The sequence below is a fragment of the Thermoleptolyngbya sp. C42_A2020_037 genome (assembly GCF_015272455.1).
GTDB lineage: Bacteria > Cyanobacteriota > Cyanobacteriia > Elainellales > Elainellaceae > Thermoleptolyngbya.
Window position 1 is genome coordinate 112,051 of record NZ_JACYLP010000018.1, and the last position, 13,016, is coordinate 125,066.

6 protein-coding genes and 1 pseudogene are annotated in these 13,016 nt (G+C 58.1%); 2 read left to right on the plus strand and 5 right to left on the minus strand.

The genetic code is table 11. The features are described from left to right. The first annotated feature begins 124 nt into the window (after positions 1–124). Positions 125–2,518 carry a diguanylate cyclase gene (locus IGS16_RS05495; RefSeq protein ID WP_297083995.1) on the plus strand — a complete coding sequence of 798 codons (2,394 nt, stop codon included), beginning with the start codon at positions 125–127 and terminating at the stop codon, positions 2,516–2,518. An 80-nt stretch (positions 2,519–2,598) separates the two neighbouring features. Here the strand turns inward: IGS16_RS05495 and IGS16_RS05500 are convergent, their stop codons facing one another. The 5 genes from IGS16_RS05500 to folP form a co-directional block, all read right to left on the minus strand. Beyond that, on the minus strand, positions 2,599–3,789 hold the full coding sequence (locus IGS16_RS05500) for an MFS transporter (RefSeq protein ID WP_297083997.1): 1,191 nt from the start codon (positions 3,787–3,789) through the stop codon (positions 2,599–2,601). 192 nt (positions 3,790–3,981) lie between these two features. After that, the gene (locus tag IGS16_RS05505) at positions 3,982–4,578 is read right to left on the minus strand and encodes a nucleoside triphosphate pyrophosphatase (RefSeq protein ID WP_297083999.1); all 597 of its coding nucleotides are present in this window, start codon (positions 4,576–4,578) and stop codon (positions 3,982–3,984) included. Positions 4,579–4,707: 129 nt separating this feature from the next. Next, complete coding sequence (locus tag IGS16_RS05510; RefSeq protein WP_297084001.1) at positions 4,708–6,753, minus strand: FAD-dependent oxidoreductase; 2,046 nt, start codon at positions 6,751–6,753, stop codon at positions 4,708–4,710. A 261-nt stretch (positions 6,754–7,014) separates the two neighbouring features. After that, entirely contained in the window at positions 7,015–8,292 is a 1,278-nt protein-coding gene (locus IGS16_RS05515) for a DNA repair exonuclease (protein ID WP_297084003.1), read from the minus strand. An 81-nt stretch (positions 8,293–8,373) separates the two neighbouring features. Further along, on the minus strand, positions 8,374–9,231 hold the full coding sequence (gene folP, locus IGS16_RS05520) for a dihydropteroate synthase (RefSeq protein ID WP_297084004.1): 858 nt from the start codon (positions 9,229–9,231) through the stop codon (positions 8,374–8,376). A 1,549-nt stretch (positions 9,232–10,780) separates the two neighbouring features. Between folP and IGS16_RS22305 the strand changes: the two are divergent. After that, positions 10,781–13,015, plus strand: a pseudogene (locus IGS16_RS22305) (PAS domain S-box protein); the annotation flags it as partial. Between the last annotated feature and the right edge of the window lies 1 nt (position 13,016).

Here is a 13,016-nt window from a genome sequence, read left to right on the forward strand (position 1 = left end):
TCTTGCCCGGTTCTTCGTGTTTGCTAAAACGGATAAAATCGCGCTTAGCGGCTTTTTTGGGTGTTTTGGTGTTTCTGTTGGCGTTTCGTCTGAACGTTCCGTCTGAAAAAGATTCAAGGGCAAGGTGGCTCAGGTTCAAATTTCTCGACAGCAGTTGTTTGCAGAGGGGGTTCTCCACCAGTTTCTCAGCGTAGAATCTGACACGGCGATCGCCCAAGTCATCCGCACCATGAGCGAAACCCGCAGCAGCTTTGCGCTGGTGCTTCGGGCAGGGCAACTGGTGGGAATTTTTACCGAACGGGATGTCGTGCGGGCGATCGCCAGGGGTTCGCTCCAGTCCGCCGAGGCGATCGCCACTGTGATGGTGTCTCCCGTAATCACGCTGGCTGAAACAGACCTGGATGACTTGCTCGCCGTGCTGCAAATCTTTCGGCAGCACAAAATTCGCCACTTGCCCATTCTTGGCAGCCAAGGCGAAGTGCTGGGAGTGATGACCCCGAATTCGATTCGCAATCTGCTCCAGCCCAGTGACCTGCTGAAGTTTCGCCAGGTGTCGGATGTTATGGTTAGCCGCGTGGTCTCGGCCCTGCCCAGCACCTCCGTCGCAGATCTGGCCCACCAGATGACGCAGCATCGGGTGAGTTGTGTGGTGATCGTGCCGACCTTGCCCCAATTGCCCGACGCACCCGAAAAACAGGCAGCCAAATCCGGGCTGACCGACGGTTCCCAGGGCGATGTCGCTCCCTTGGGCATTGTGACGGAGCAAGACCTTGTGCGACTCCAGGCAGACGGACTCAACCTTGCCCAGACCTACGCGGGGGAAGTGATGAGTACGCCCCTGCTGCAAACCAGCCCACAGCAATCCCTGTGGAGCGCCTATCAGCAAATGCAAGAGAACCAGATTCGGCGGCTGGTGGTGGTGGGTAGCCGGGGAGAACTGGTGGGGATTTTGACGCAAACCAGCGTTGTTCACATGCTCGATCCGCTGGAACTGTGCGAGGTGATTCGGGCGCTGCAATCGACCGTCACCCAGAAGAACGACGCACTGCACCAGGAAATTCGGCGGCGACAAGCGCTGACCGATGCCCTCGCCAGCAGCGAGGCACAGCTAAAGGAGGCTCAGGCGCTCATGCACATGGGCAGTTGGGAACTAGATGTCGCAACTCAGACGCTCTTTTGGTCTTCCGAAATTTTTCATCTGTTTGGGCTTGATCCAACACTACCTCCCCCCACGCTGGCAGAAAATCAGCAGCAATACCACCCGAATGATCGGCCCCGGCTGCGTCGAATCTTGTCGCAGGCGATCGCCACTGGACAGCCCTTTCGGTTTCAGGCCCGCATCCTTCGTCCCGATGGCTCGATTCGCTATATCGAAGCTCGCGGCCGTCCCCGGATTTCTGCTGAGGGCACAGTTATCAAGCTATTCGGCACGGCCCAAGACATTACCGATCAAAAGCAGCTTGAGCAATTGCTGCGATCGCAGGTGCAGCAGCAGCGGCTCCTCGCCTCGATGACCCAGCGCATCCGCCAATCGCTAGATTTAGACGCAATTCTCAATACTACGGTGCAAGAAGTGCGGCAGTTCTTTCAGGCTGATCGAGTGTTGATTGGTCAGTTTAGCAAGAGCTGGCGCTGTGGGGTTGTGGTGGAATCTGTGGCACCTGGTCAACCCCAAATGATAGGCATGAGCATTCTGCCAGAGCAGGGGGGAGATTGGCTCCAGTTCTATAGTCACGGCAATGCCAGAGCAATCGCTCATCTAGATCAGGCGAACCTATCCCCAGAGGCGATCGCCTACTGGAAACAATTTCAAGTGCAAGCGGCGCTGACGGTGGGGCTATTGCAGGGCGATCGCCTCTGGGGGCTGCTTTCGGTGCAGCAGTGCCATCAGCCGCGCACCTGGGAACGCGCCGAGATCGACTTGATCCAGCAGCTTGCCTTGCAGGTAGGTATCGCCATTCAGCAGTCGGAATTGTATCGCCAGTTGCAATATGCCAACCAAGAGCTAGCTTACCTAGCCACTCACGATCAGCTTACCCGCGTGGCAAATCGTCGCTACCTCGACGACTATCTCCAGCAGGAGTGGAACCGCGCTACCCGCGAAGGCACGCCGTTATCGCTTGTGCTGTGTGATGTGGACTACTTCAAACAGTACAATGACACCCACGGGCATCTTGCGGGCGATGAGTGTTTGGTGGAAATTGCCGCCGCGATCAATCGAACCTTGCGCCGCCCCGCCGATTTTGTCGCTCGCTACGGGGGCGAAGAATTCGCCATCGTGTTGCCCAATACGAACCAAGCTGGCGCGGCTTGTGTGGTGCGGCGCATTCAGCGAGAACTTCGCAAGCTCATCAATCCGTTGCCGTCCCCTGTGACGAATGCCCCGTCTACTCTCAGCTTTGGAATTGTCAGCGTAATTCCGTCCTCCCTTAGCTCGCCGTTGAAGTTACTTGACCAAGCCGATCAAGCCCTGTATCGAGCCAAGACTCAAGGGCGAGATCGATATTGTATAGAATAAATATTGCGTAGAGTAAATTTGCATAGAGCCAGCAGAGTCAGCGATTTTGGGTTTTGGGTTGGGGCTTTTAGATTTCTGAGCTAACCCCTCACCTCTGGGCCTTTCCCTCTCTGTAAGCTCAGGAGGCTGACCAGCAGGGCGATCGCCGCCGCCAGGTAAAACACAGACGGGAGTCCAACGTTCTTCCAAATGGGGCCCAGCAGCAGGGGGGCTGAAAACAGGCCCAGCGAGTTGAACCCGGTGCCGATGGCTAGCACGCTGGCTCGCAGTTCTGCTGGAGCCTGATCGGCTAGTAAATCGTAGAGATTTGGCGTAATGATGCCGAAGCCTGCGCCAAATAGGGCTGCAACGGGGAGAATGACGAAAATCTGCGTGAGCGACGGAATTGTGGCAATGGTCAGCCCCATCAGGCAAAAGCCAAGGGCGATCGCCCCCCGTCGATTGTTCAACCGTCGCGCCAGCCGACTAGCCAGCACCGCCGAACTCACCGCCGCCCCTGCCGCCCGCAGCCCCAGCACCACGCCGTTGAGCGCCGGGTCTGCACCGATGGTTTCTTTCAGGTAAATCGGCGCATAGGCCACAGTGGCCTGCATCACCAATGCCGCCGCCGCCAAAAAGAAGTAAATCATCAGCACCGACGGCTGGCGCACCACCGGCAATAGCCCGCCTGTATCAGACAAGCCCGCCCCGCTCGTATTGCGAGGCTCTTCCCGAAACACCAGCGCGGCGATCGCCATCAGCGGAATCCCCAGCAGGTAGAGATAAAAAGCGTGCTGCCACTGGTTGCGCCCGACCCAGCCGCCCAGCAGCGGAAAGATAATCGCCGCCGTGGTCATGGCGCTGGTGGCAAAGCCCAAAATGCGCGATCGCTCGTCACCTTCATACATCGTGCCCAGCAGCCCAATCGTCGCTGCCGCCACCGCCCCACTAGCCGCACCAATCAGCCCCCGCATTAGCAGCAGCGTCGGCAGCGTCGTCATGAAAATCGTCGCCACCCCAAACAGCGCGTAGCACAGCAGCGCAGGCAGCATCACCGTCCGCTTGCCCACCCGATCGGCCAGAATGCCGAAGACGGGCGTAAACAGCGCCGTCGTCAGGGCATGGGTACTGGTCAACATGCCTGCCCAGGAGCGATCGAGCTGCAAATCTCGCACAATTTCTGGAAAGACTGGCGTGACGACACTACCCGTCATGGTGGTCAGTCCGCCCGCCGCCAGCAGCACCAGCAGTTGACGAAATCGCTTGGACGCAAAGAGCTTGGCAAAGTTCATGCAAAATCATCCGGTCTGGCGGATGCACCAGGGTAGGGTAGGCTGTCTTCAATATAAGGGGATGGGATGAGGGGCAGGTGAGCGCGATAGGGAACGGGGTGCTGAAGTATGCTGACGAGCTGCCGTGTTGCACAGGTTCCTGTTTCCTTCATCAGATTCATCTCACCGTGAAACCACAGCCAGCGTCAGCCTTCAGCCCCCAGACCAATAGCCCGTTACGTCGTAGCCCAACTCAGCAATCATCTGGCGCAACAGCGGCAGGCTAAGGCCGATGACGTTGCTGTGGCAGCCCATGAGTTTCTCCACGAACAGCCCGCCCCGACCCTCCAGCGCGAAGCATCCGGCGCAGTTCATTGGCTCCCCAGTGGCAACGTAGGCTTCAATCTGGCGATCGCTCACGTTGGCAAATTGCACCTGCGTCATGCCGCATCGCACCAGCATCTTGCCCTGCGCCCCGTCAATCAGCGCGTGCCCGGTATATAGCTCACCGACTCGCCCCCGCATCTGTTTCCAGCGGGCGATCGCCTCTTCTGCGTGGGCGGGCTTGCCGTGAATCTCGCCGTTCAGCGCCAACACCGAATCGCAGCCCAGCACCAGCGCATCGGGAAACTTGGGCGCAACTGCCCGTGCCTTGCCCTCCGCCAGCTTTTGCACCAGCACGCTGGCATTCGGCTCCCGAATTTGCGACTCATCAAAGGCGCTGGGATACACAATCGGCTCAATCCCCGCCAGTTGCAGCAGTCGCCGTCGGGCAGGAGAAGCAGAAGCAAGGACAAAGGGAGGCAGCATGGGCAAAAGGAAAGAGAGAAAAGTGAAGAGAGAAGAGAGAAAAGTGAAGAAGTTTCATTCTTCGTTCTTCGTTCTTCGTTTTTTGTTCTTCGTTCTTCGTTCTTCGTTCTTCATTTTTTCCGCCCTCCCTTACCACGGGGCCCAATCCGCCCAGTCGAGGTTAAAGATCGACGTGTCGGGAAACTCGATCGGGTTGCCGTTGCGGACGAGGGTTCGCTGGAGTTGCTCAAGCTGGGGTTCGCGGCGGGGCAGGTCGTCCACCAGTTGGTAGGGCAGGACGTTTTCCCGCAGGGCAAAGGCGGCCGTCGTGCCCGCAGCCGCGCCGACAGACCACTCAAAAGAATGAACCCGGTAGGCAGCGGCGACCATCGTGCTGGTGGCGATGCTCTTGCCCGCAACCAGTAAATTATCCAGCTTTTGGGGAATCATCGCTTGCAGCGGGATTTGCCCCGGGTAGGCTTGCCCGTGGCCCTGGCGCGTGCCCGGCCGCTCGATGTTTCCCGGTGCTTCGGGCGGCGAGTAGGCCATGCAGGGGTGAAAGTCGATGGCGTATTGGGCAATGCCCACCGCGTCGGGGTAAATCGTCGAGCGAGTGCGGCGCTGAATCTGGTCGGGGGGCGTGTTTTTGGCGATCGCCGACACAGTTTCCAGCCCCGCCAGCGCAATCCACAGATTGCGATACATCTCTGGCGACAGGTTTTGGCGGTAAAAATCGGCGCGGAAGTCGGCCTTAGAAATGTCCAACTCGTTCATGCTAAAACCGTTGCGGTAGCCGTAAGTTGGGCGACCGATGATGCGCCGCCCTTCGCGGATGTAAGGATATTTCGACAGGCCGTGAACCGTGCCCATTGGCGACTCCAGCCCTGCCAGCAGGCGGTGATTGGGCGCAGGCTTTTTCACCCCGTCCCCCAGTTGCGAATCCGTCGTGCCCATCGTGAACCAGTAGTAGTAGCCCAGGGCCAGTTCCTCGCCCGCCGCTAGGGTTTCCGTCCGCAGCCCGCCCAGCCAGCCACCCGGAGCAAGCTGCCCCCGTTCTTGCAACTGCTGGCGGGTGTAGATTAGATTGTCGCGGGAAGTGCCAGGGCGATAATCATTGCCCCAGACCCAGTTCTGCATCGAAATATCGCCCGGTTTGGGGCGCGACACGCCAAACACCCGCTCGGTGGAACGCGGCTCTGGACTCCAGATGCGGCGATAGGTAAACACCACGTCGATGTCGGCCAGACGCGGGTTGGGGTCATAGCCGTAGTAGGGTTCATAACGCTCATAAAAGGGTGGCTTTTGCTGGGGCTGGGGTTCTGCCGTGCGCTCCATCGCAAAGGTGTAGGTGAAGCCCTGGGTGCAGTAGGGGTCGCCTGTGGTGGTGGGCAGGGATGGGTCGAGGTGCGATCGCGGATCGAGGCCCAGCCGATAGGGCACGTCCGCCAGGGCAATCAGCTCCCCAGTTTCCGTTGCCTCCACCACATACCAATCTGCCACACCGGACTGCCGCCGCGCCTTGGGCACGAAGCGAATCACCTTCTTTTGCAGACGGCTGGAATTTTCGTAGCGGTAGGCATCTTCGATGATTTGCGACAGCGGCTCCGTATTCAGGGGCGGCGTGTTGGGGGCGGGGCTATGCTGGATGGCCATAGCGGCGGCGATCTGTTTGCCGTCGGCGGTGTAGTCCAGTTCCTTGATCACAGTCGAGGGAAACCACTTGAGCCGGCCTCGTCCCTTTCGCGCCGCGTCCCGCAGCATATCTTCCAGAATCTTTTCGGCATCGCGGGGCAAAAAGCAGGAAACGCTTACCCAGCAGTCGCCAGGGCTGAGCCGACGATATTTCTTCTGAATGCGATCGCGCAGTTCTAGATAACCCTTGGAATAGTGGAGCAACTGCCGCTGTCGCCGCGCCTCATCCAGCGCCGATGTGCCCTGGGAGGTGATCTGTCCACCCATCCAGTCGGTGAGTTCCGTCATGCAGACCGTGCGCCCGGCCAACAGCGCTTCGTAGGAGGTGGCCACGCCCGCCAGCCCGCCGCCGACAACCAGAATCTCGCAGTCTACGGTTTCATTTGGGGTGGGGCGATTGGGAGACGCTGGAGCCTGGGCAGATGCCGCTGGGGCCAGGGCCGTGAATCCGACCAGGGAGGTCAGAAAAGCCGCAAAGGAGCGCGTGCGTTTGTTTCGAGTCATACCGGGTGTCAATAAATCAGGGTCGGGGGTTGGGGCCTAGGGGTGGAGCTTGAGGCTGGAGCTTTGGGGGTGCAGAGAGATTCACTCGTCTTGTCTGTATTTGAACCGTGTCGGGCCTAGCTTTTGCAATGGCTAGACTAGCGCAATTGGGGCAAATGGCGGTGTGATGGGGGTGGCGTTGGCGTCAGCGTTGCGGCGCAACATGGCTCAACGGTCTGCACCACCCCAACAACACCCGATTCCTCCCACACTCCGCCACTTTTAATCCCTACGCTCGCTGTTCTCGCTCGTCAGCAAGGATTGCACTAGCTCATACAGGTCTGGCTCTGGCCGCCCTTCAAGCTGGCGATTTTTCAGGTCGATCAGGCCTTGGGCCAGCGCAGGGGCGCGGTTTTTGTAGGTGCTGTTGGCGGTCAGCAGGTCGAGAAACACTTCCCGTTCCACTTGGTCGCGGCTGGCCTCTTCCCCCACAGGCGATTCAAACGTCCGTACATCCGCCTCAAACTTCAGCAGGAAGATCAGCGCGTTGCTCAAGGTCTGGAGCTGCTGCTGGAGCGATCGCACGTCTAGCTCTGTCCGCTCAAATCCGACCTCGCCCTCCAGCCGCAGTTCAACAATTGGCTGCGTGGCAGGCTGGAGTTGCCCCAAGGAGATGGCTTGCTGAACCAGGGCGATCGCCGTTTGCTGCACGTCCTCGACGGTTTCCGAGCCGCGCAGGGTCTGCCTCAGCCGCACAATCGGCCGCTGGCGATAGTCGCGCTTCAGTTCTGCCCGGATGCCGTCTGGGCAAATGTCCACCAGATACGCGCCCCGCTCAAACCGGGCTTCGTCTATGCTGTTGGCTTCTAGAGATCCGGGGTTAAACACCCAGCCTTCCATCTCGTAATTTTTGTGAATATGCCCCAGCGCTAAGTAATCCACGCCCGCCTGCTTCAGCGGCAGCAGATCGCTATAGCGCAGCGCCCCCTGATAGCGAGCGATTTGCCCCTCCAGCCCGTGGTGAAACAGCAGCACCGTCGGCCCTAGCGCAGGCGGCAATTCCCCAATGGCAGCGGCAATTTGCTCGATCGCCCTAGGAGCCGTCGAGCCATACCAGCTTGACCCCAGCACCCGCACGCCGCAGGGCAGGTCGATGTAGCCGCCGTGCTTCGTCTCCGCATCCCAGGGCGAATAGAACGGTTCGCCCCGCGCCACGTCCCCCGGCTCCAGCAGGTACAGCATTTCCCAATCTGCCAGATAGCGCAGCCAGCTTGTATTCACGCCGTAGGGTCGGTTGTCGTGGTTGCCCTCGATGGCCAGAACGGGAATGCCTGCGTCTTTGAGGAGGGATAGCACCGCCTGCGCCTGATTCAAGATGTTCGGCTGAAGATTGCGATGCTCGAAAAGATCGCCCGCAACTAGCACAAAGTCTACCTGGGGGGCAATCGCATACCGTTCGACCACATCCATCAGCGTATAGAAGAAATCCTGCGTCCGCACTTTGTTGTCGTAGCGGTCGAAGCCCAGGTGAATATCGGCGATGTGAAGGAATCGAGGCATTGGGGGAACTGGAGTATGAGTGTTCTATCACGCTATTTCTATAACGCTATCTCACCTTGCACCGCTCTGGCACTCTGACCTTCACACTCCCCGCCCAATCGCATCCGCCACGCGGCACACATCCCGCATCTCAGCCACATCGTGGACGCGCAGGATATCGGCTCCGTGGGCGATCGCCATCGCGCAGGCCGCCGCCGTGCCCCAGATTCGCTGCTTCGGATCAGGCTGGTTGAGGATATGCCCAATGAAGCTCTTGCGGGACGGGCCGATCAGGATGGGGCAGCCGAGGGGCTTGAAGACCTCGATGCGGCGCAATAGCTCCACGCTTTGGGCGGCGGTCTTGGCGAAGCCGATGCCGGGGTCGATGGCGATATGGTGGTGGGAAATGCCGTGGGCGATCGCCATCTCGACGCGACGCGCCAAAAAGTCGTAGACTTCCTGCACCACATCCTGATAATCGGTCAACTGCTGCATGGTTTTGGGCGTGCCGCGAATATGCATCAGCACAATGGGCACGCCCAATTCGGCAACGGTGGGCAGCATTGCGTCATCAAAGGTGGCTCCCGAAATATCGTTGATGATATTGGCTCCAGCGGCGATCGCCGCTCTGGCCACGGCGGCCTTGGTCGTATCAACGGAAATCAGCGTATCCAGCGGCGCAAAATCGGCAGCCCCCCGGCGAAGTGCCTGGATCACCGGAATCACCCGGCGCAACTCTTCCTCCAGCGCCACATCTTCGGCCTGGGGACGGGTGGACTGGCCGCCAATATCCAGCACGTCTGCACCGTCTTTTGCCAGTCGATGCGCCTGCTGGAGTGCGGAGTCTAGCTGGTCGAACTGGCCGCCGTCGCTAAAGCTGTCTGGCGTGACATTCAGCACGCCCATTAAGTACGTGCGATCGCCCCAAATAAGCTGGCGATCGCCAGAAAATTGCCACATTTCCACACTTTCAACAGTTCTTAGTTTGAAGCTTGCGTATGCTTTGCGTTAAAAATTCTGATCCTTAGTCGAGAATACTGAGATTTCGGGCACTCTAAAACTAAGCCTGGAGACAGTCTCGCTGCAACTCCGGGCGAACACAGAACTTCATCTACCGCATTTTTACTGAAAAAGCGACTTACTGCATTGCTGTTGCGAAATCAAGGCTGTTGGGAAACAGAGACTTGCCTGGGGCGATCGCCCGACCTTCAGGCACGGCTTTATCCCAGCATCTACCCCTGACCATCTAAGCCAGACGAAATCAAACCAAATCAATCGCAGACCGAATCTCGATTTTTGAAGCGAATCAGGGAATTAGTAAAGAGAGCCAAAAGAGAACCATTGGGTTAAACCGAATTTAGCACCGAACTCCAAGCCAAACCGCAAACCGTTCAGTTTTCAACCGTTTGGGCATCCTCATTTCAGCATCCTCAAAGGCTCACACCAGCCCTTGCAGAGGATTGGATTGTTCGCGTCATAGAGCGCGTCTAGACATAGAGCGCATCTAGCAAAGTCTGACAAGTTCGGCAATCCTGAATGAATGAATGCAGTCTGGCTTTTAGTCTCAACTCAGCCTCTCACCTTTAGCACCTGACCCCAGCACACACTAAAGAGGGTGGATATGGAGAAACTTGGGCAAAACCGCACCACCGAGCGGATTAACTTAGTGGCGCTGCTGCTAATTTTTATCCTGCCGTTTGCAATGGTGGTTTACCAACTGGTGGCGGAAGTCAACCAGCGAATTAACTTTGCTCAATATGAAATTTTTGGCAACGCCTACCTGCGCCCCCTAGAGCAGTTGATGCTGGATCTGCCTCAGGGACGACGACTGGCCCAGCAGGCAGATCAAGATTCGTCCTTGGAGGCGCCAACCCAGTCACAGGAAGCGTTTCAGAACCAGATCGACCTGGATCTAGCACAACTGCAAGCGGTTGAACAGCAGTTTGGGCAGCGCCTCCAGACCCCAGAGCGCTACAGGGCATTGGTGCAAAGTTGGGAGACGCTTCAGGCAGGGGTAGATGCGACAGGCACGCCGCTCAGCCCAGATGAGGTGCAGGCTCGATATGCCCAACTGATTGCTCAGGTGCGCGGGCTGATCTCCCAGGTAGGCGACGCTTCTAACCTGATTCTTGATCCAGATTTGGATAGCTATTATCTGATGGATCTAGCCCTGCTCAAGCTGCCCAGCGCTCAAGACCTGATGGCGCAAGTGCAGCAGCTTGGGGAGTTGGTTGTGCAGCGGCGATCGCTCTCGCCGGAAGAAAAGGGCCACCTGCTCGTGCTGATGGGTCGGCTTCAGGAAATCGTGCAAGACAGCCGCACTAACCTAAACACAGCCATTCACAATAACCCTGCGCTGCAAATCCCTCTGGAAGCGCCGATGCAGACGCTAACCCAACAGACCGATCGGTTTCTGGCAGCGCTAAGGGAGGCCATTGCCCAGTCCAAAACCGTACAGGTGCAGCCCACGGCGTATGATCCCGTGGCGTATGAGGCTGCTGCGACTGAAATGCTTGCCGCCAGCCATGCCTTCTGGCAAGACACCTCCGCCCAGCTCGATCGCCTGCTAGAGCGGCGAATTCAGAGGTTTGCCCGCAAGATTTACACCGTTGAAGCGTTTGCGCTGCTGGTGCTGGGAACAGTGTTCTATGTGTTCATCTCGCTTGCCCGCAATTTGGTCAGCCAGCGGCGATCGCAGACTCGCCTCGCCACCCAACACGCCCTCACCCGCATCCTGTCGGAAGCCACCACCCTGGAAGAATCTGCACCCCAAATTCTTCAAACGATTTGCGAAAGCTTTCACTGGGACGTGGGTGAACTGCGCCGCCTTAACCCAGAAACCAAAACGCTGGCCTATGTGGCAGGCTGGCATTGCCCACATCTCGACGCAGCCCAGCTTGAGTCAGACTTTTGGAAACGTCCCTTTGCCGAAAGCGAAGGCATCATTGGACAGGTCGCTACAAGCCGCGAGTCGCTTTGGCTGGGTGATATCGCTGGTGACGATTTCTTTCTGCAAAGATCCGTCCGCAGATCCGTGATCGAAGCACTGGGGTTGCGGAGCTGGTTGGGGTTCCCCATTTTGAATGGAGATGAGGTGTTGGGCGTGATGTGCTTCCTCAGCCGTGACGCACAAAAGCCCGATGCCGACCTGCTCAAGGTCATGACGACGATTGGCAGCCAAGTGGGGCAGTTTATCAAAATTCGGCTGTCGGAGGAGGCGCTACGCCAGAGCGAGGAACTGCAACGAATGGCGCTGAGCGCAGCCAAGATGGGCGCGTGGGATTGGAATGTTCTAACTGGCGAAGAAAACTGGTCAGAAGAAGCAGAGCGCATTTTTGGGCTGGAGCCAGGTGGCTTTACTCGAACCTATGCCGACTTCTTTGAATTTATTCATCCTGAAGACCGCGACAAAGTGAACGAAGCCCAAGCGCGATCGCTCCATGACGGGGTAGATTACGCGCCAGAATATCGCGTCATTTTGCGCGACGGCAGCCTGCGCTGGATCACCAGCCGTGGTCGGGTGCTACGCGATGCCGAGGGCAACCCCACGCGGCTAGTCGGCGTGACGATGGACATCACCGAGCGCAAGCGGTCTGAACTGGCTCTAGCCGAGAGCGAACACCGCCTGCGGGCCGCCGAAGAGAAATACCGCAGCATCTTTGAAAACGCAGTCACGGGCATCTTCCAGACCACAACCGACGGCTACTATCTCAGCGCTAACCCCGCCCTGGCCAAAATCTATGGCTACGAGTCTGTCGAGGCGCTAATGGAGGCACTGCAAGACATCGAGCATCAGCTATACGTAGACCCCACCCGGCGGCAGGATTTTATCGACCAGATGGCGGCCCACGGCGCAGTGGAGGATTTTGAGTCCCAGGTTTATCGCCAGGATGGAGAGATTATCTGGATTTCTGAAAATGCGATCGCCGTTCGAGATGACCAAGACAACCTGCTGTATTACGAAGGCACAGTCGAAAACATCACCCAGCGCAAGCAGGCTGAAGAAACCCTGAAGCGACAACTGGCAGCAATCGAGGCATCTGCTACAGGCGTGGGCATCCTCAACGCAGCAGGCGAATTTCTTTACCTCAACAGCGCTCACGCCACCATCTACGGCTACGACGACTCAGCAGAACTGATTGGGCAATCCTGGACCGTTCTCTACCAATCCAAAGAGCTGGCGCGATTTCAGCAGGAGGTCATGCCGGAGTTTGCCCAGACGGGGCAGTGGCGCGGCGAAGCAATCGGCACCCGCAAAGATGGCAGCACCTTTCCCCAGGAGGTATTTCTCACGGCGCTAGACGATGGCGGGCTGGTGTGTATTGTTCAGGATATTACCGCTCGCTACCAGGCCGATGCGGCCCTGCGCGAACGAGAAGCCCGCTTTAGCTCCCTGGTGAACAACATTCCGGGCGTGGTCTATCGCTGCGCCTGCGATGAACACTGGACGATGGAATACATTAGCGACCCGATTCGTAACTTGACGGGCTATGAGCCAGAGGAGTTCATCGGCAATCGACTACTGAGTATCAATGACATCACTCCGCCGGAGTATCAACTGATCATTGCCCAGACGGTGGAAGAGGCGATCGCCCAAAAGCAGCCCTATATCCTGGAATACCCCATCCAGCACAAAGACGGCAGCATCCGCTGGGTCTACGAAAAAGGACAGGGAATTTACGAAAACGGCGAGTTGCTGTGCCTAGACGGGGTGCTGTTCGACATCACCGAGCGTAAGGAGACCG

Bases quoted from the DNA above. Each gene is read 5' to 3' on its own strand.
- IGS16_RS05500 (WP_297083997.1), bottom strand. From the start codon at position 3,789: ATGAACTTTGCCAAGCTCTTTGCGTCCAAGCGATTTCGTCAACTGCTG.
- IGS16_RS05505 (WP_297083999.1), bottom strand. From the start codon at position 4,578: ATGCTGCCTCCCTTTGTCCTTGCTTCTGCTTCTCCTGCCCGACGGCGA.
- IGS16_RS05510 (WP_297084001.1), bottom strand. From the start codon at position 6,753: ATGACTCGAAACAAACGCACGCGCTCCTTTGCGGCTTTTCTGACCTCC.
- IGS16_RS05515 (WP_297084003.1), bottom strand. From the start codon at position 8,292: ATGCCTCGATTCCTTCACATCGCCGATATTCACCTGGGCTTCGACCGC.
- folP (WP_297084004.1), bottom strand. From the start codon at position 9,231: ATGTGGCAATTTTCTGGCGATCGCCAGCTTATTTGGGGCGATCGCACG.